This is a genomic window from Rubinisphaera italica (assembly GCF_007859715.1).
Classification (GTDB): Bacteria; Planctomycetota; Planctomycetia; order Planctomycetales; family Planctomycetaceae; genus Rubinisphaera; species Rubinisphaera italica.
This window is the reverse complement of the sequence record NZ_SJPG01000001.1, coordinates 6,605,026-6,624,350: the sequence shown is the minus strand read 5'-3', so window position 1 is coordinate 6,624,350 and position 19,325 is coordinate 6,605,026. Positions and strand designations below refer to the sequence as shown.

The 19,325-nt window shown below is 48.3% G+C and carries 13 protein-coding genes; 6 read left to right on the top strand and 7 right to left on the bottom strand.

Features of this window, described 5'->3' with window-relative positions:
* Positions 1 to 101: 101 nt before the first annotated feature.
* Positions 102 to 1,490: a dihydrolipoyl dehydrogenase gene (lpdA, locus tag Pan54_RS25355; protein ID WP_146506220.1), complete on the top strand. Its 1,389-nt coding sequence runs from the start codon at positions 102 to 104 to the stop codon at positions 1,488 to 1,490.
* 32 nt (positions 1,491 to 1,522) lie between these two features.
* Here lpdA and Pan54_RS25350 read toward each other — a convergent pair whose 3' ends face one another.
* The 3 genes from Pan54_RS25350 to Pan54_RS25340 all read right to left on the bottom strand — a co-directional run bounded on the left by Pan54_RS25350 (position 1,523) and on the right by Pan54_RS25340 (position 6,997).
* Positions 1,523 to 2,950, bottom strand: a complete 1,428-nt coding sequence (locus Pan54_RS25350) for a sulfatase (protein ID WP_146506219.1) — start codon at positions 2,948 to 2,950, stop codon at positions 1,523 to 1,525.
* Positions 2,951 to 3,066: 116 nt separating this feature from the next.
* A complete protein-coding gene (locus Pan54_RS25345; protein ID WP_146506218.1) occupies positions 3,067 to 3,639 on the bottom strand; it encodes a hypothetical protein in 573 nt (190 codons plus the stop codon).
* 232 nt (positions 3,640 to 3,871) lie between these two features.
* Positions 3,872 to 6,997 (bottom strand): PSD1 and planctomycete cytochrome C domain-containing protein, encoded by a 3,126-nt coding sequence (locus Pan54_RS25340; protein ID WP_146506217.1) that lies wholly within the window; start codon positions 6,995 to 6,997, stop codon positions 3,872 to 3,874.
* A 214-nt stretch (positions 6,998 to 7,211) separates the two neighbouring features.
* Here Pan54_RS25340 and plsY point away from each other — a divergent pair, with 214 nt between their 5' ends.
* Positions 7,212 to 7,868 carry a glycerol-3-phosphate 1-O-acyltransferase PlsY gene (gene plsY / locus Pan54_RS25335; protein ID WP_146506216.1) on the top strand — a complete coding sequence of 219 codons (657 nt, stop codon included), beginning with the start codon at positions 7,212 to 7,214 and terminating at the stop codon, positions 7,866 to 7,868.
* Positions 7,869 to 7,902: 34 nt separating this feature from the next.
* Here the strand turns inward: plsY and Pan54_RS25330 are convergent, their stop codons facing one another.
* Entirely contained in the window at positions 7,903 to 8,139 is a 237-nt protein-coding gene (locus Pan54_RS25330; RefSeq protein WP_146506215.1) for a hypothetical protein, read from the bottom strand.
* A gap of 183 nt (positions 8,140 to 8,322) precedes the next feature.
* Here Pan54_RS25330 and Pan54_RS25325 point away from each other — a divergent pair, with 183 nt between their 5' ends.
* Both Pan54_RS25325 and Pan54_RS26500 read left to right on the top strand, forming a co-directional pair.
* Complete coding sequence (locus Pan54_RS25325) at positions 8,323 to 9,702, top strand: sulfatase family protein (protein WP_146506214.1); 1,380 nt, start codon at positions 8,323 to 8,325, stop codon at positions 9,700 to 9,702.
* 286 nt (positions 9,703 to 9,988) lie between these two features.
* Positions 9,989 to 12,352, top strand: a complete 2,364-nt coding sequence (locus Pan54_RS26500) for a S9 family peptidase (protein WP_242631431.1) — start codon at positions 9,989 to 9,991, stop codon at positions 12,350 to 12,352.
* Positions 12,353 to 12,368: 16 nt separating this feature from the next.
* Here Pan54_RS26500 and Pan54_RS25315 read toward each other — a convergent pair whose 3' ends face one another.
* Positions 12,369 to 13,703, bottom strand: a complete 1,335-nt coding sequence (locus Pan54_RS25315) for an MFS transporter (RefSeq protein WP_146506213.1) — start codon at positions 13,701 to 13,703, stop codon at positions 12,369 to 12,371.
* A gap of 197 nt (positions 13,704 to 13,900) precedes the next feature.
* Here Pan54_RS25315 and Pan54_RS25310 point away from each other — a divergent pair, with 197 nt between their 5' ends.
* A complete protein-coding gene (locus Pan54_RS25310; protein WP_146506212.1) occupies positions 13,901 to 14,989 on the top strand; it encodes a dipeptidase in 1,089 nt (362 codons plus the stop codon).
* Here the strand turns inward: Pan54_RS25310 and Pan54_RS25305 are convergent.
* Together Pan54_RS25305 and Pan54_RS25300 are read right to left on the bottom strand one after the other, a co-directional pair.
* Positions 14,984 to 16,090: a D-TA family PLP-dependent enzyme gene (locus Pan54_RS25305; RefSeq protein ID WP_146506211.1), complete on the bottom strand. Its 1,107-nt coding sequence runs from the start codon at positions 16,088 to 16,090 to the stop codon at positions 14,984 to 14,986. The genes Pan54_RS25310 and Pan54_RS25305 overlap by 6 nt on opposite strands.
* A 22-nt stretch (positions 16,091 to 16,112) precedes the next feature.
* A complete protein-coding gene (locus tag Pan54_RS25300; RefSeq protein WP_146506210.1) occupies positions 16,113 to 16,502 on the bottom strand; it encodes a RidA family protein in 390 nt (129 codons plus the stop codon).
* A 1,006-nt stretch (positions 16,503 to 17,508) separates the two neighbouring features.
* Between Pan54_RS25300 and Pan54_RS25295 the strand changes: the two genes are divergently transcribed.
* Positions 17,509 to 19,266 (top strand): HD-GYP domain-containing protein, encoded by a 1,758-nt coding sequence (locus Pan54_RS25295; protein ID WP_146506209.1) that lies wholly within the window; start codon positions 17,509 to 17,511, stop codon positions 19,264 to 19,266.
* Positions 19,267 to 19,325: the final 59 nt, after the last annotated feature.

Genomic DNA, 19,325 nt, shown 5'->3' with positions numbered 1-19,325 from the left:
GCACCAATATTCTACTTGTTCCCAAGGTTCTCCTTCGGAATGAGTCAAACGAGCGTAACCAAATAATTTGAAGACTGACTACGAATCGATTCGAGCCTCTTATGAGTACTAATTTTGATCTCATCGTCATCGGGGCTGGTCCCGGTGGTTATGTCGCAGCTATCCGAGCGGCTCAACTCGGCATGAATGTCGCCTGTATCGAAAAAGAACCGGCTCTGGGGGGAACCTGCCTGCGTGTCGGTTGTATTCCCAGTAAAGCACTGTTGGAGTCCAGCGAACTCTACGAAGAGGCTAATCATTCCCTGTCCAAACGGGGAATTGAAATCGGAGACTTGAAGCTTGATCTCTCCAAAATGCTCGGTCAGAAGGACGAAACCGTCAGCACACTCACCCAAGGTGTAGCGGGATTGTTCAAGAAGAATAAGATCACTCGCTATCAGGGACATGCCCGCTTCGATGGCCCCGGCAAATTGACCGTTACTTCTTCTGAGGAAGAAGTTTCACTCTCTTCACCACAAATTCTGATTGCAACCGGCAGCGTCGCTGCGACTTTGCCGGGAGTCGAACTGGATGGCGACCGGGTAGTGACCAGCACCGAAGCGTTGACCTTTGAAAAAGTGCCCGAACATCTGGTCGTGATTGGGGGCGGAGCGATTGGCTTGGAACTGGGGACCGTCTGGCGACGACTTGGTTCCAAAGTGACCGTCCTCGAATACCTGGATCGCCTTCTCCCCGGCATGGATGGCGAACTCGCGAAACTGGCCCTCAAAATTTACAAATCGCAGGGACTGGAATTTCAACTCGGTGCCAAAGTCACCGGAGTTTCCCACAACAAGAAAACCTGTGATGTTGAAATCGAAGGGGCGGATACGATCCGCTGCAATCGTGTTCTCGTTGCGGTTGGCCGGAAACCGAATACGGAAAATCTGGGACTGGAAACCCTTGGAATTGAAACCGACAAACGCGGTTTCATCGCAGTCGATGAACATTACCAGACCAAAGCGGAAGGGGTTTACGCAGTTGGCGATGTGATCGGCGGTGCGATGCTGGCTCACAAAGCCGAAGAAGAGGGGATTGCCTGCGTTGAATATCTGGCAACCGGCTACGGACATGTCAATTACGATGCCATCCCCGCGATTGTCTACACCAGTCCGGAAGTTGCTTCCGTCGGTAAAACCGAAGAGCAACTCAAGGAACAAAAAGTCGAGTACCGCTCTGGCACATTCCCCTTCGCCGCCAATGGTCGTGCCCGTGCGATTGGCCACACAGCCGGGATGGTCAAAATACTGGCCGATGCCCAAACGGATCGCATTCTCGGAGCTCACATCATTGGCCCGCATGCTGGTGACTTGATTGCCGAGGTAGCCGTCGCAATAGAATTCCACGCCAGCAGCGAAGACCTCGCCCGCTGCTGCCACGCTCATCCGACCTTAGCCGAAGCCGTCAAAGAAGCGGCTATGGCTGTGGATAAACGAACGATTCATATTTGATGCATCGTACTTCAAATAGCGTTTGCTAACCATTAATTCTGCTTGCCTTTCTGCTGCTTTGTCTTTCGTTTCGCCTTGAAATCTGTTGGCTTTTCGGCATCGACTGATTCCAGAAAGGATAGCAGCGTCGCTTGCATTTCTTCTGCTTTTGCGGCATTGGTTTCTGAAAGATCGCGATCGGATTCGATTGGATTGCGACTCAGGTCATAGAGTTCGTGACTGCGAACTGAGCCATCAGGTTTCCAGAAGAGCATCAGTTTGTAATCGCCTTGACGAAGAGCAGAGAAACTTCGATTGGGACGATGGAAATAAACAGCGTTGTTTTTTCGATTTGCCAGTGGCAGGTCGGGCTTTTTAAACAATGGACAGAGACTGGTTCCATCAACGTCCTGAGTAAGATTGTTGTTTGCATTTTCGCCACCAGCCAACTGGTAGAATGTCGGCAGAAAATCGTAACCAACGACCGGGATGTGGCATATTGTATCAGCCGGGATTTCAGGTCCTGCTGCTAAGAACGGGACGCGAATGCCTCCTTCATAAAGACTGTGCTTGGCTCCGGTGAGAGGATGATTGGTTTCCAGTCGCGATTGATCACCCCCGGGAACGGTGCCTCGGCCTCCGTTATCGGCTGTGAAAAAGACGTAGGTGTTGTCGTCGATTTTTAATTCCTCGATCGTATCCAGCAGCCGCCCGACACCGTTGTCGAGGTCTTCCATCATTGCCGCCCAGGCTGGTGGATAACCACGATCAGGTGTTCCCTTTTTCTCATACTTCTCAAGCATCTCCTGAGTGCAGACCACAGAAAGGTGTTGTGCGTAATAGCTGATCTGCACATAGAAGGGATGCTCTGTTGAGTTTTGGGTTTGCATGAAATCGATCGCTCGATCGGTGACCGTGCGCGTTCGTTTGGGGTCTTTGTTGTCGATAAAATGAGGTGGGCCATCGTTGTGTCCTCCTTTGACTCCGAGCGAATTCGGCATTCCTCCAGTGACATTGCCGGTCATGCCATCGCTCACATCGTAGCCGCATTCTTCAGGGGTGGAGATCATCTGCTCGCCCCATTTTCCGAAGTGTGCACATCGGTATTCCGGGTTTGCCATTTTAAGGGCTTTGGGGATCGTCATGTGATTGGCGGGAACCCAGTCACTTTTAAATTCACTGCCACATCGAGCCGTCGCCGAACCACAGAGGATGCTGCGGCGTGTTGGGGTACAAAGGGGAGCCGGGGAATATCCACTGGTAAATTGCATTCCCGATTTCGCCAGGCGAACCATATTGGGAGTTTCCAGATAATCAGAAACCGCCTCCGGCACACGCGGATCCGCCAACTGCGACATCTGACTCCAGCCCTGATCGTCTGTCAAAATCAAAATGATATTGGGAGATTTTTCGGCTGCTATTGATTGCAGAACGGAGAATTGCACAAGCAGTAATATGCAGAGCATCCAGGATCGTTTCATAAGGGAATACTTTCGAGAAAGATTCAAAAGAAATGAATAGATTCGGACTTAATACTAAGTGGGACAAATAAGACGCATCCACGAACTCAGACACTTGGCATTGCTCAGGTACGATGTTACTTAATTGAAATTACTGGTTCAAATGGCGATGATTCCCCAACTTTGACAGTAAATTCTTCTTCAGTTTCCAGTGTTTCCGGAATCCAACGGATATTATAAATCCATCGCTGTATGAAAGTATCAACTTGAGAATTAACTCGGTGCTGCATGGCAAAAGCAATGATTCCAACGACAGCAAAAACGCCAGATAAAACAGCGACAGCTTCCATATTAAAGTACGAAAGGACAAGAAACCCCAATAACAGTATGACCATACTCAACGATTTTAGCTTTGTTTTCATCTGCCACCATTTGCGAGAACGCTCAAAAGATCGCTGACAATTTTCACAGAGTAGTAGAGGAAACCTTAACTGCTCCCATGTCTCTTCGCTCTTCCCTTTTTTAAGTGCAATCCCGCCAGCGATTGATGGACGAATTTCACCACCCTCTTCCACAATACGTTCTACCATAATACTAACACGAAACGGCGTGGAGAAAGTTGCCTGTTGCGATTCACATGCGTGGCATAAGCCATCAAACGGAGGTTCTGAATTTTCCAATGTTTTGAGAATTTTTTGAACGGGACTCAACAGAGGATATCGATCTCCATTTAACTCCCGGAGCGTGGTTGTATCCGGCACTCTCAACTCTGATTGACAATTCTTGCAAACCTTTGATGTTCCCGCTTCGAATAATTCAACTGAGACTCGATGTCCACAGGCACATGTGATGAAAAACTTTTCGCTCACTCAATTTTCCTTAACCGATAATTTGAATAGTTCTTACAAGTATTGGTTTATGATACTTATAGTTTTTACGAATTCAGTTTTTATTGACGGTAACATCCAGACTCAACATTAAATTAGCAGTCAATGTCCAAGCGGCTAATTCTTCTGGTGGGAACTGATCCTGTCCTGGGATGGGAGTTACTGCCAGGAGTTTTCGGGCTGCATCGGGATCGCTTTGGAAACGAGCTAGGTCGTTTTCATAGCCTTTTACCAGGTAATCCACTTGGGTGGAATCGAGTGAATAACATGTGCAGAGGCGGTACATCTGTTTGACAGTCTCTTGAGGAGACTCGCCGGCTTCTTTCAGGCTCCGCATGGCCAAACCTTTCGCGCATTCCAGATATTGGGGATCGTTAAAGAAGAGTAACGCCTGCAACGGGGTGTTGGTCCGCTCGCGTCGGACGCAACTAGATTCGCGAGAAGGGCTATCGAGAATGGAAAGCTGTGGAGCGGGCGCGGTTCGCTTGAGAAATGTATAAAGTGTTCGACGATGAATCTGCTCGGGATCTGTATCGGCTGTGAATTTAGCGGTGTTGGAACGGGTGTAGCCGACGGCAAACCACAAACCGTCGGGTTGGGGCGGCTTGACGCTTGGGCCACCAATTTCATCGACAAGCAATCCGGAAACAAACAGGGCTTGATCTCTCAGGATTTCCGCATCGAGTCGAAAACGCGGACCACGAGAGAGCAGGCGATTTTCTGGATCGCGGCCCCAGAGTTCCGGATTCACTTGTGAGGTTTGCTGATAAGTTTCTGAAAGGACAATTTGCCGGAGCAGTCGTTTCATATCCCAGCCGTTGTCGCGAAAGTCAGCCGCGAGCCAGTTCAGTAATTCCGGATGACTCGGCTGCTCTCCCTGAGAACCAAAGTCCTCGGAAGTTTTCACAATTCCAGTCCCAAACAGATTTTGCCAGAACCGATTGACGGCAACGCGAGCCGTCAGCGGGTTTTCCTCACTCGTTAACCAGTAAGCCAGGCCAAGTCGATCGTTCGGCCAGTCCTTGTGCATTTCCGGCAATGCAGCTGGAGTCCGTCTTTGAACTTTTTCGCCTTGCTGATCGTACTCTCCACGAATCAGAATGAACGACTCTTTGGGATCTTTTTTCTCTTTAAAGACGAGCGTCGTCGGAATTTTCGCTTGAAGTTCTGTTCGCTTCTTTTCCAGATCGGCAATCTGTTGAGTAATCGAACGATAGTTAACATTATTGGTCACTTTTTCACGGAAGTGTGTCTGGATTTTCTTCTTTTGCTCGGGGGAACGAGACTCTGATTCAACTGCTAGCAGAGTTTTAATCTCATCAGGAATTGTCTCATTGATTGGATTGAAATCGCCCACTGAAAGTCGGAAGCGGCCGAATTGATGTTGTGCATAAATTGACTCAAATTTCTGGACGACTTTAATTCGATAGGGTTCTTCAGTTCCAAACGGTGCCTTTGCGACAAAATAGGCCAGACGGTTTTCCTTCTTTTCATGACCGGCAATTGCCCAACCAGTGGCTGGGTTTTCATCGATGGCATTGGAGATTTTGAAATCGCCGTTGGACTGTTCGTAATCAGCCCAGGCAGACGACAGCTCAATCGGTTTCCAATGATCGGGTTGATCGGCGGTTTCGACAAAAACTTCGAATCCCGTGAGTACAACATTGCTGTTAGAACTTCGACCCGCTCCTCCGTTAGTCAACGAGGGATCGATCAGCCCTTCCAGTTTGATCGCCAGATTGGGTCCACTCTCAATGTTTGCGATGACTTCATACTGCTCCTTAGCGGGATTGGGTCCGGAAGCCAGGATGGAGCTGTCTTCCAATAATTTGAGATCCGCTCCTCCTTGTGATTGAAAGGTGTCTGGCTGCAGAACTGTCCAGAGTTGTGGCTGCTGTTGTTTGCTGGTCAATTCCTCTTCCCAGAGTTTCTGTTCCTGAGTCAAAACAGGATCCAGTGTTTTTTTCTGGCTCTGTAAGGCCGCAAGCTGTTGATCCAATTGCAGTTTTTCAAGTGCCTGCTCTTTATTGGGAACAGGGAGTACCGGTTGAGGGTCTTTTTTATTTCCATCGAGAGGATTGCCGTCCAGGCCATTGAAGTAGGCGAACAGAGAGTAATAGTCTTTTTGAGTCAGGGCATCGAATTTATGATCGTGACAACGAGTGCAGTCGAATGTTGCACCGAGAAAAACAGTGCCGAAAGTGTTCACGCGATCGACCACATTGCGCACATAAACTTCTTCTGCAATCGAACCTCCCTCACTGGTGGTGACATGGCAGCGGTTGAATCCTGTCGCAATCAATTGATCTTCTGTGGGGTTCTCCAGCAAATCCCCGGCTAGCTGTTCTGTTACAAATTGATCGTAAGGCATATTCTGATTGAAGGCCTGAATCACCCAGTCCCGATACGGCCACATCTCACGATAGTTATCCAGATGCAAACCATGGGTGTCTCCATAACGAGCCGCATCGAGCCAGTAGTGAGCCTGATGCTCTCCAAATCGGGGCGAGTTTAAGAGTCGATCAACGACATTTTCATAGGCGGTCGCGGATTCATCAGCTAAATAGGCCTCGACTTCTTCGAGCGATGGTGGCAGCCCCGTTAAATCGAGAGTGACTCGTCGCAGTAACGTAATTCGATCGGCTCGACCAGCCGGTTTGAGGTTTTCCTTAGCCAGGCGTTTACGAACAAATGCATCGATCGGCGAGAGCTTTTTATCAGAGTTTTCCGGCACTTCAGGACGGACTATCTTCTGATAGGACCAGTGACCTTCCCAGTTTGCTCCTTGAGCAACCCATTTGCGAATCAATTCGATTTCTTTTTCCGAGAGCTGAGTCTTCGCATGTTGCGGCGGCATTTTCAGCGAGGCATCTTCAGAGGTGATTCGGTCAATCAGCAGACTTTTCTCTGGATGTCCTGCGATAAGAATTGTTTCTTCGGAATCGCCCTGTCCGAAAGCGCTTTCCTGAACATCGAGCCGAAATCCGCCTTCACGATGTTCTTCGTCGGGGCCGTGACAGGCAAAACAGCGATCCGAAAGCAGCGGTCGAATCTGCTGATTGAAGTCGACTAACTCCTCTGCAGAACACTCCTGGTTCGCTAAAATGCAGAATAATGCAGCAATGAGATACGTATTCAATAAAAGAGAATGCGTCAGAACCGGGTCTTTTTTCGATATCATCAGAAAATCCTCTGACTTCTCTTTTCCGATTCCCTGCTGAACTCTACTCTGCAGCACGAAACCGGAACTGAGACAGCTTATAGTCCTCATGAAATACATATGACTTATTGTGTCAACTGTTTGTGCATCTCGCAACAAGTTGCCAGGAAAAGTCGATTTCACCAGCTGCAATTACTGAGATCACCCCAATACGAAATCACAGGAAAATAAGGCGATGGAATTCGCGATACTCATCGCTGGCTATCTGATCGGAAGCATTCCTTTTGGACTGCTGATTGCCCGTTGGTTCGGGAAAATGGATATCCGCAAATTCGGAAGTGGAAATATCGGTGCAACAAACGTTGGCCGTGCAATGGGCTTTCGCTGGTTTATTGTCGTTTTTCTGCTCGATGCACTCAAAGGACTATTGCCAACACTCGTCGCCAAATTGATGTTTGCCGAAGAGAGTAGCTTTTGGCATATTCATGGAGCAACTCTGGTCGGAGCGGCGACCATTGTCGGACATATGTTTCCCTGCTATCTGAAATTTCGTGGCGGCAAAGGTGTCGCAACTGGATTGGGCGTCGTCTTTGTCCTGGCTCCACTGGCTTCCCTGATTGCCGCAGTCGGCTTTGGCCTGGCGACACTCATCTGGCGAACCGTTTCGATCAGTTCAATTCTGGCTGCAGCCATGTTCTGCATCGTCGAACTGATCCTGCTGAAACCGCATCCCTTCACCACCGATAATATCGCCCTGGCCATGTTCAGCATCCTGATCCCAGGGCTGATCATTTATCGGCATCGCAGTAATATCGTGCGAATTTTTCAGGGAAGTGAAGAGGCAATCGGCGAACCGCCCCGTGAAAAAAAATCAGAGGGGCCGAGCGAGTAATGGTTAGCACTATTCTCAGGAAAGTTTTTCGCCTTTAATTCACCTGACGGGAGACAACAATTTCGTTGTTGAATTGACGACCATCCAGTGCATCCATTGCCGCTCGTGTGGCCAGCTGTTTGTGGTAATAAAGATCAGTAGCTCCGGTCATAACGACTCGGTTTTGATCGGAAGAAATCTGCAGGCCACGAATGAGCCCGCCTGTTAACTGGCGGACGGAATGCTCAATTTGGCGTGAAGCCTGATGAACCGTTTGCGGATCGTAAGCCATCAATACCCTCCCTGTTTTCCGGGGACTTCACCCCAAAAAGATGCTGCAGGGCACACCCTCGCCCTGCACGATCAAACCGACAATTGAATAAATATCTGTTGATCCGTAGAATAAGGTCAGTATTTTAAACCGTCAATTCAGGAATTCTAAACTTTCTGAAAAATTCAGATAAAAGAGTATTCAATGCCAGGTTCGATATTCAAAGCCATTTGTCTTTCTCTGATTGCCCTCATCCATCTCCTGCCAATTGAACCAGTTGCTGCGGCAGATCGTCCGAATATTGTTTTTATTCTGACGGATGACCAACGCTGGGATTCTCTGGGCTGCATGGGAAACGAGATCATACAGACTCCCGCCATTGATAAGCTCTCGCGCGAGGGAGTGACTTTCGAAAATATGTTCTGTACGACCTCTATCTGTGCGGTCAGTCGTGCGACTTATATGACAGGGCAATACGCACGACGACATGGCATCAACGACTTTCGAACCTCGTACACTCCCGAACAACTTGATAATTCCTTTCCGATGCAATTGCGGGACAACGGCTATCGCACAGGCATGATTGGCAAATGGGGCATTGGGGGAAAGCTGCCAGTCGACCGTTATGACTACTGGAAAGGCTTTCCCGGTCAGAGCAAATACTTTCCGAATGGCCCTCAGGGGGCTTCCCAGCATTTAACGGAAATCATGCGGGATCAATCCCTCGAATTCCTGGATGGGTGCAGTGAAGAGCAACCCTTTATGCTGCAGCTTTATTCAAAAGCGGCTCATTGTCAGGATGGGGATCCCTGGCCATTCCAGCCCGATCCCAAATACAACAGCATGTACAGCGACCTTGAAATCCCGGCTCCCCCACTCGCCTCCGAAGATCAATTCAACCGACTTCCCGAATTTCTGAAAACCTCCGAGGCTCGCACACGCTGGCATGTCCGTTTCGAAAATCCCGCATTATTTCAGAAGTCGATCAAAGACTATTACCGACTCATTGCCGGCTTGGACGAAACCGTCGCGGCGATTCGTAAAAAACTGGAAGAAAAGGGATTTGCAGAAAATACGGTCATCATTTACACCTCCGATAACGGGTTCTATCTGGGAGATCGTGGACTGGCTGGGAAGTGGTACATGCATGAGGAATCGATTCGGCTGCCGCTGATCATTTTCGATCCTCGGCTGCCTGAAAGAGACCGAAATAAGCGTCGCTCGGAAATGGTCCTCAATATTGACATTTCTCCGACAATTTTCGATCTGGCTGGTTTGCCCATCCCCGCCAAAGTTCAGGGTAAGAGCCTGCTTCCCCTGTTGAAGCACGGCGATCCCAGCTGGAGAAATTCGTTCGTTTATGAACATCGCGTTCCCATCAAAACGATTCCTGAGTCTGAAGGCCTCCGCACGAAACGCTGGTCCTACGTGCGTTATGTCGAAACCGATCCTCCCACAGAGCAGCTTTTCGATCTCGAAGCAGATCCTCTGGAAGAAAATGACCTCGCAGTTCTGCCAGATATGCAACCGCTGCTTAATCGCTTCCGCAATGCGCTCGATCAGGAAATCTCTGAGATTGAGTGATACCGCAGATCGTGTTGGGGGAGAGGTCATGCTGTGCCTGACCAACTCCTGATTTTGAAAATGAACCGCGGATGGACGCAGATAAACGCAGATATTTTGCATCCGCGTCAATCTGCGTTTATCTGCGGTTCTTATTTTTTAAATGGATTTCATTGAACAAGTATTTCATTCTTAGGTTCAAGAATTTTGCGGCATCCTTTGGGATTGATGACAAAAATGCTCTACAATCAGGAAGTGATGTCGCGGCATCGTTCCTATTCACTGAGATCATCAAAGAGGTTGCCACGTGAAACGATTCTTCACGATAAGCGTGTTGTTTCTGTCAATGTTTTCTATTGCCAGAGGTGAAGAAGACTTCTATCAAATTGAGCGTTCCACTGCCATTAGCGGATTTGATGGGAAGACGTGCTGGGTGCATGCTCGTGCCGGAGCAATTCCTGCTGAGGTGGCTGGCGAAAATTCTTCTGAGCCTTTAGTCGTGATGACGTTGCAGAAGTTGCTTTTGAGTGGATCCGATCTGTTTTATGAATTGCATGAAATGCGAACGGATGATCTGGGAGCGACCTGGACAGACCCTGATCCTCAGTCGGCTTTCAAACGACAAACAGTTGCAGCATCAGACGAAAATCAATCGTTGCCGAAAGGAGCAGAAATTGCTCCACAACTTTTACAGCCGGGCGATCAGACAACCGTCTGTGATTTCACTCCGATGTGGAATGTCGCGACACAGAGATTGCTCGGAATCGGTCATACTGTGTGGTATCGGAACGGGCGAGTCATGCATACTCGCCCACGGGGAATTGCTTATGCCGTTTATGATCAACAATCAAAAGGCTGGAATCCCTGGAAAGTGATCTCTCTGCCTGATGAAAAGAAATTTCAGTCAGCCGGTTCGGGCAGTACGCAGCGAGTCGATTTGCCGGGCGGGGATGTTCTGGTTCCCTGCTATTTCAAGGAACCAGAGCAAACTCAATATTCGGTTGCAATCATTCGCTGTCGTTTTGATGGTGAAAAACTTGAGTATGTAGAGCATGGCAACGAGCTGACAATTCCAGTCAAGCGTGGTCTTTACGAACCGTCTCTGACGAAGTTTCAGAACAGATATTTTCTGACTATGCGAAATGATGAAGCTGGCTATGTGAGTACCAGTACGGATGGATTGCATTTTGAGCCCGAACGAAAATGGACATTCGACGATGGCAGTGATCTGGGGAATTACAACACGCAACAACACTGGGTGACACATCATGAAAAACTCTTTCTGGTTTATACTCGCCGTGGTGCAGAGAACGATCATGTGTTCCGGCATCGGGCTCCACTGTTTATTGCTGAAGTCGATCCTGAGAAACTGCAAGTGATACGTGCAACCGAACAGATCCTTGTTCCTGAACGAGGAGCCAGATTAGGGAATTTTGGTGTCGTTGATGTATCACCTGGGGAAACCTGGGTGACGGTCACGGAATGGATGCAGCCAATCGGCATCGAAAAATATGGCAGCGATAACAGTCTGTTTGTCGCAAAAGTGAAATGGAAAGAACCAAATCAACTGGTCGCAGGAACATCGCAGGAAAGCGAGCATGCACCAGGAGAATTGATTAAACCTTATTTTCAGCCTCCTGCAAGATTGCAGTCTCAATTGGGCGAGTATCAATCGCCTCTAATTCGATCAGATAGTTCACGGGTAAAAACTCCCGAACAATGGCAGCAGCGACGGAGTGAAATCAAGTCCGAATGGGAACAGATGCTTGGCAAGTGGCCTCCCTTAATTACTGAGCCCGAAGTGGAATATTTGTCTTCAACAACGCGGGAGAATTTTATAGAACATCAGATTCGATTTTTATGGACACCCAACGAAAAGACGATCGGCTATCTGTTAATACCAGAAGGGCCAGGTCCTCATCCGGCGGTGATCTCTGTTTTTTATGAGCCAGAAACTGCTATTGGAAAAGGAAAGCCCAATCGAGATTTCTCCCTGCAGTTAGCCCGCCGTGGCATCGCTTCACTCTCGATTGGAACGACAGAAGCGAGTCAGGCAGGGACCTATTCTCTGTATTACCCGGATCTTGAACATGCAACCGTTCAACCGCTTTCCATGCTCGGTTACGCAGCCGCCAATGCGTGGTATGTACTGGCGGATCATGAAGGGATTGACTCGAAGCGCATCGGCATAGTCGGGCATTCTTTTGGAGGCAAGTGGGCGATGTTCGCCGCTTGTCTATTTGATAAATTTGCCTGTGCCGCCTGGTCCGATCCTGGAATTGTTTTTGACAATACTCGACCAAGCATTAACTACTGGGAACCCTGGTATCTGGGATACCATCCCAAGCCCTGGAGGAAGCGGGGATTAATTACTAAGGACAATCCCGCGCAAGGTTTATATTCCGAATTAATGAAAAGTGGACACGATCTGCATGAACTGCATGCGTTAATGGCTCCCCGCCCTGTTCTAGTTTCAGGAGGAGCGGAAGATCCTGTCGAACGCTGGACGGCTCTCAATCATCTGATTGAAGTGAACCGTGTCCTCGGCTATGAAAACCGTGTCGCAATGACCAACCGTCCCGACCACTCCCCCAATGCCGATTCCAACGAAATCATTTATGATTTCTTCCAGCTCTTCCTAAAGCCAACTCCCAAAAAGAATTCGGAATAAGTTGTGCAATCGGTTTTTAATTTGTCACCACGTCTTCTTCTGAGTGGGGTTTCGCTTCAATTGGTTTCGTAGCATCCATGCCCATCGCTGCCAGTCCCGCAATGAAAAACGCACCCGCACAAGCTAGAAAGACAAGTTTTTCACCTGATCCGCTCGATGTTCCGTAAGTCAACAAGACGGGAACCATGATGGCACTGAGTGCGGCTCCAAAATTTCCCCACATATTGCCCCATCCAAAAATTGTTGCGGTGTTCCGTCCTCCAACATCCTGCATGAAAGCCCAGGTGGATGGATTTCCGATATCCACCATCAAAGAAACGACCGCACAACAGGCAACGACACCCCAGAGAGAGTCGAGAAATGCACACGCCATGTAGGAGCAGCCAGCGACCAGACTGGCCAGGCAAATTGGCAACACTCGTCCTATTCTCAATCCAAACCGACGCACACTTGCATCAGTCGCCCACCCTCCAATCGGTTGCCCAACCATCCCCATAGCCAGGATTGCTGTCACCATGATCGCACCCTGTGTGTCATCAACGCCGCGATCTTTGAGAAATGTCGGGAGCCATGTAATTAGAAAAGCCCAGCCAACATTGATAAAAAACTGACCGATCGAATTGAGCCATAAACTCAAACTCAGGCAACAGGTTCCCAGTATCGGGAGAATTTCACGAAGTTCAGGCTTGCGGACGTCGACTGGAATTCCAATATGCTCCTGCTCCTGTAAATTGCATTTCGGATGCAAAGCAGGAGTGTCGCGGATGATCCAGCGATAGGCAATCGCGATTCCAAGTCCGACAATTCCATAAAGCCATAATGTTTCGCGCCAGCCACCCAATGAGATGACCAGCATTGCCGTCAAAAAAGGGGCGAGTGTTCCTCCCAATCGTCCCCCGAAGGAAACCAGGGAACTCGCCTGGCCCCGGCGTGAAAAACGATACCACCGACGAACGGTCCCGCTCATCGTCGGATATGCTCCCGCCTGAGCGATGCCAAAACCGATGCGAGCAATCATTAACCCTGCAAAAGTACCGACCACGCCCGTCATCATTGTGCAGACCGACCAGGCGGCCACATAGATGGTGAGCATCATCCGGGCACCAAAGCGATCACTCAACCAGCCAGCGGGCACCTGGAAAAGAGCGTAGCTAAAAAAGAATGCTCCGAGGAATTGACCGATTTGTTCTTTAGAGAGTCCTGTATCCGTGAGAAACTGTTGTGTTTTGACAATCTCTCCAATGCAGACCCGGTCCAGATAAAGTAGAAACGCAATTCCAAAGCAGACGATCAGAATTCGGTATCGGATATTGGACTTCACGGCCGAGTCGAACTCTGGACTTGCTGACATTCACTTCACCATAACTGTGGATAGAGTCTGTGGAATCTGATTGAGCATTCGATTCCGGATAGAGTTTCATTTGCGGTCTATCGCTAAGCAGATTACTCTTGTGGTTAATACCTCTGCAACCCTCACCACAATTTCTTCAGCGCTGCTTCCGAAAACAGAAACAACACAATACTTCACCACACCAATTGGAAATCATTATGCGACCACTCGTCGATGCACATTTGGACTTGGCCTGGAATGCGGCTGCCCACGACAGGGATTTGTGTTTGTCTTTATCCGAGATGAATGCCGCTGAAGAGGGAATGACTGATGTTTCGTACCGTGAACATGCGACGGTCACATTTCCAGAAATGCGTGAAGCGGGAATATTTTTGTGTCTCGGCACATTACTGGCAAGAAGTGGACCGGCTCTCTCCAGAAAACTGGCATATTCCAGAACGGATCTCGATTACACAACCCGCATCGGTTCCTATGCCGCGGGCTATGCTCAACTGGCCTGTTATCGCTGGTGGGAACAGCAGGGAGAAATTCGACTAATACTTACACAGCAGGATTTTGATAAACACGTTGCCGAATGTGCCAAAAAGTCCTGTCATAAAATTGGAATCATTCTTTCGATGGAAGGGGCAGATCCGATTTTGAATCCCGATCAGTTGGAAGAATGGCACCAGCAGGGTCTGCGCGCAATCGGACCCGCTCATTATGGACACAGTCATTACGCCGGCGGGACGGCAGTAGATGGACCTCTCACTGCCGATGGCCGAGGCTTACTGAAACAGATGGACCGTCTCAAGATGGGTCTGGATGTGACTCACTTGTGCGATCGCAGTATGGAGGAAGCGTTCGAACTGTTCGGAGGAACGATTTGGGCCAGTCATCATAACAGCCGAACGCTCGTTCCGAATGATCGCCAATTGAGTGATGATCAAATCCAAAAGCTCATCCATAGAGATGGTGTTATTGGAACAGCCTGTGATGCCTGGATGTTGCGGTCAGGGTGGACGATCGGGAAGACGACACCAGAAGGATTGACACTCGATTCGATGATCGATCACATCGATCATGTCTGTCAGATGGCAGGGAATGCCGATCATGCCGCAATCGGCAGCGATCTCGATGGCGGTTTCGGTACAGAACAGACACCGTCCGACTTAAAGAGCATCAAAGACCTGCAGCGTGTGTCCGAACTGCTGGATCAGCGGGGCTACAAAGAAAGTGATATTGAACAGATCTTCAGCGGGAACTGGTTGCGACTGTTTCGAAAAGTTTTGCCAAACGCGTTATAGAGTGATTTTGCGTTTCCGGGCAACAATTTCCCAACATTCAGTGGCCAGATGATCCCGCACAACCCACGCTTCGTGGTGCAGTGCGACCGTTGGACAAATATGCCTGGGGAGTCCATAGACGACATCTCCAACGTGATACTCGTTTGCACGTGGTGATTTCAGCGTCAGGTGTTCTTCGTTGTGAACGACGACCTCGGCTTCTTCAAGCCCAAAAAGTTGCACACGGGGATGCGACATTTCTGATGCGACGGCTTTGTGTCCCAGGTCGAGAGTGAGTAAGCCGGATTGAGGCTTGCTGATAACACGCGTCAACAGGACTGCGGCATTGAGAAAACCTGGATCCGGACTCAACTTTGGTTGACCGAAATCCCACAAAACAGAGGTGCCGCATCCGACTTCAACATCAGTATACTGCGCAAGAATTGGGAAGGTCGGAGTGCCGGATGCCACGATTCCCGGTACGATCAAACCTGCCTGCTCGAGTAGCAATCTGAAATGGATGACTTGTTGAAATGTCTGCTTGGCAACCTCAGTTAATTTTGCTTCATCGGGATCGTGCAGGTGTCCATCATACGCATGAAGACCGGCAGGGATGACACCTTTTGTCAGTGTGATGAGGCGATACAACTCCAGTGCCCCTTCTCCCGGAGTAATTCCCGTCCGATGCATTCCCACATCCAGATCCAGATAGACGGGAACTTCCAGTCCTGCTTCAGTGGCTTGCTGGCCAATCTGTCTGATGGTTTCGGCATCGTCGACAATCGTCGAAAACTTTGTCTGTGGAAAATGGAGAATTAAAGTCAACAGCCGTTGAATGCCAGGTCCTGCGGGTTGGTAGGCAAGCAGCACATCTTTTCCACCTGCAGCAGCAGTCATTTCCGCTTCGGCTATTGTCGATGTCTTGAATTTCTCAATGCCGAGTTCACGCTTGAGTTGAACAACTTGCGGAAGCTTATGAGTTTTCACATGAGGTCGTAAATTTTCAACTCCACCTGCGATTTCAATCATCAGTTGCAGATTCTGCCTGATGCGCTCAGGATAAATAAGCAATGCAGGGGATGGAATCTCCGCTGCATTGGAGACCGTATACCAGTCAGTCATCGCAGGCCCTCAATCGATTCAATTATTCTGGAATAACGGCAATGCATTCGATTTCATAACGAATGGTTGACGGCAGGCAGTTTGTGAGAGTGGCACGGGCTGGCAGGGGTTTGGAGAAATATTCCGCATACAATTGATTGTAAAGTACGAGATCTTCCTCGTCTCGTACATAATTGCGTGTCTGGATTACATCTTTCAAATCGCACCCGGCAACAGCGAGCACATTCCGCATGTTTTCGATAGATCGCCGGAATTCCGCTTCAAATGTATCGGAAATGATTTTCCCGGTTTTATCGACCGAAGCCTGCCCGGAGACATACACAACACGGTCGACGACCGCACATGGACTGTATGGCAAATGAGAGGTAGGTGTTTCAGGATTACTGGGGAAGGAGACCTGTGGCTGACTCATGGGGATGTCCTCAATTGTTTGAGCAGATTCTGATTAATGTCGTCATGATCGAGATAAAATGGTATCAACGACCAAACCAAGTTTCTATGCTGCCCAGCGAGCTTATCTCCCAATTTCGAAATCTGTTCTCCTCGCAAACCCGTTCCAATCCGTTCAGATTTTCTTAAACAGTCCATTGATTTTCTTTGATGTGACGATTACTTTTCGAATCCTCTGATATTGAGTCGATCTGTTCATTGATATTATTGATAGCGAAACTCGTACTTCAATTCATTCGAACTTGTGGGTACGGAGTTTGAGACTGGAAAGGTACGTATAAACGCAACCTACTATTCCAGCTCTCGAAAATGTCGTGTAAGTTCAAAATCGAGGAGCAGTCAAACTGACTGCGGAATAACGATTTGAGCGTGACCTTTAAAGCTCGGCAGAGCACTACTTTAAATGTAATAATATGAACTCGGGTTCATCAGGATCTTTTGTTCTTGATTTTCATGTTTCCTAAATCTCTTTGTACCTTCGTGGTGGAAACAACCTGATCAACTCAAATCATTTTCATTTCTGTTGATCACTTGTCGTCTTTGCGGTTGAATAATCAAAAACGTAAACAGGTTGAGAAGAGATCCTCGCTGGGTCCAGCCGTGGTTCTTATTAAATAAGGGGCGTTTCGCAAAACTTCAGTAATTAGTGATAAACCCACAATCGATCTCAGATTTCAAGCCCAGTCATGAAAAGGCATTAGCCAAAGGGATATCCCTCACGAAAACAGGGTCTGCAATTGGGATAATCGTCATCTTCTGAATACTTCGGTTCGGTAATAAGCCCTGGTGGGTGTGAAATGATCTGAGCAGAGTGTCTCAGAGGATTCGTGTCCTACATTTAAATTGCCGCTTATACAATTAACAAAGGTAGAACGTTCAGACACGAAACCAGCATTGTTTAATGAGACGGCAGCAAACCGAATTCATCGGTTTGTATGGGATAGATTTCCAGCCGGATCGTTAACACGATGGACAACGACGCAAATAACAATCATCAGAAATTGAGTATTCCCGCATGCGATGTCAATTTTTGCGTGCAATGGATCGAAGACAATTTCCGTTCCAACTTTCAAACCAGACTGTGGCATGCCGGCGCCTGGAAGAATGACGATTTCCTGCAATCCTCGAGCCATCCACAGGATGAAACAATCTCCAACGCATTAAGTTCAGTTTCCGCAGAAACAGCTTATGCAACACACTCCATAGATTCGAATGATTCTTTGGTTGTCATTCCGATTGAATCTCGTAGCGTCATTCGTCAGATTATCGTTGGTATTCTACCGACCAGATCTATTCCCAATCTGGACATTATGATCAATCTGCTAATTGAGCAGCTCGATTTAAGTCGGCTCAATCGCCAGCAATATCTTATGCTCGAACACTACAGCGAACAGGTTTTGATTGGTGATGTGGAATTAGACTGGTATCGCACTCTTGTCGAAAATTTGGCCTTTCATGAAACGACCGCAGAATTGACTTCCAATGCCAATAAGGCACTGCATCAACTCAAAACAATTCTCAATGCAGAATCACTGGTTCTTGTGTTGAGAAATCAATCGACTGCGTATTCCGCAGACGCCAATCGCATCTTTTCGATTGGAGTACCCGGAATTCATGAAAATGACATTGCTCGAATACTGGAAGTGGCTGGGATCAATTCTCATTGTGAAACCTATATCGATTTGAACTTTAGAGGATTGTCAGGATGCTCAGCCCAACAGGCAAGGTCCATTGTGATTGTCCCTGCAATTTGTGCCCGTCGCTGTTATGGTTGGATGATCGCGATTAGTTCGGTTCATACAATGAATCAAAGAGAATTTCCCTGGGATGCCGTCATCCAGGAAAGGCAGTTTGATAAACGAACGGCCTTGCTCATGGAGTCGGCAGCCAGTGTGCTTGCCACACATGCCCACAATCAGAAACTACTCAATGAACAACAGGAGTTATTGCTTGGTACGGTACGCTCTCTGGTTAATACCATTGATACCAAAGACAAATATACCTGGGGGCACAGTGACCGAGTCGCTCAGATGGCTCGGGCAGTGGCAAAAGAATACGGTCTCACAGAAAACGAGTGCGAGAAAATTTATCTGGCAGGCCTGTTACACGATATTGGTAAAATTGGAGTCCGCGATAAGGTCTTATTGAAAACAGGAGGTTTGACAGCCGAAGAATTTGCCGAAATTAAAGCTCATCCTGAATTCGGTTACGAAATTCTCAAACATCTGGGGCAACTTCAGCACATTTTGCCGGGCGTGTTGCATCATCATGAGTCCTGGGATGGGACAGGCTACCCATATCAGTTATCAGGCAACGATATCCCACTCGCAGCTCGAATATTGGCTGTTGTTGATGCCTATGACGCGATGACGAGTGATCGACCATATCGCAAAGGCATGCCAGCTGCAAAAGCAGAGGAGATTCTTCTGAATGGACGTTCCCGGCAATGGGATGCCGAAATTGTTGATGCGTTTTTTCGTATCCTTGACGACATGCATAAAATTGCCAGTCAGGATTCAAAGCCGTTTGTTGACCACCAGGGGAATATGAATATAGAAAGAGGGTTCCAATCCACATCGCTTGGAATCGATCCCCTGCTGTCTGCAATCAAGACAACAACCTCAAATCGTCAGGCATTTGAAGAGCCTAAGGAATTGCGCTACGACATGGAGGAAACAACTCTCTTCTTGCGGAATCAGGTGTTTAGATCGCCAAATCATAATTGACAGCAGGCGAATAAGACTTCTTGACTTCCGGAGAAATCTTCTCCTGAAAGTCCGTTAAT

Coding starts and splice junctions, on each gene's coding strand:
- lpdA (WP_146506220.1), top strand. CDS start 102: ATGAGTACTAATTTTGATCTCATCGTCATCGGGGCTGGTCCCGGTGGT.
- Pan54_RS25350 (WP_146506219.1), bottom strand. CDS start 2,950: ATGAAACGATCCTGGATGCTCTGCATATTACTGCTTGTGCAATTCTCC.
- Pan54_RS25340 (WP_146506217.1), bottom strand. CDS start 6,997: ATGATATCGAAAAAAGACCCGGTTCTGACGCATTCTCTTTTATTGAAT.
- plsY (WP_146506216.1), top strand. CDS start 7,212: ATGGAATTCGCGATACTCATCGCTGGCTATCTGATCGGAAGCATTCCT.
- Pan54_RS25330 (WP_146506215.1), bottom strand. CDS start 8,139: ATGGCTTACGATCCGCAAACGGTTCATCAGGCTTCACGCCAAATTGAG.
- Pan54_RS25325 (WP_146506214.1), top strand. CDS start 8,323: ATGCCAGGTTCGATATTCAAAGCCATTTGTCTTTCTCTGATTGCCCTC.
- Pan54_RS25315 (WP_146506213.1), bottom strand. CDS start 13,703: ATGTCAGCAAGTCCAGAGTTCGACTCGGCCGTGAAGTCCAATATCCGA.
- Pan54_RS25310 (WP_146506212.1), top strand. CDS start 13,901: ATGCGACCACTCGTCGATGCACATTTGGACTTGGCCTGGAATGCGGCT.
- Pan54_RS25305 (WP_146506211.1), bottom strand. CDS start 16,090: ATGACTGACTGGTATACGGTCTCCAATGCAGCGGAGATTCCATCCCCT.
- Pan54_RS25300 (WP_146506210.1), bottom strand. CDS start 16,502: ATGAGTCAGCCACAGGTCTCCTTCCCCAGTAATCCTGAAACACCTACC.
- Pan54_RS25295 (WP_146506209.1), top strand. CDS start 17,509: ATGGACAACGACGCAAATAACAATCATCAGAAATTGAGTATTCCCGCA.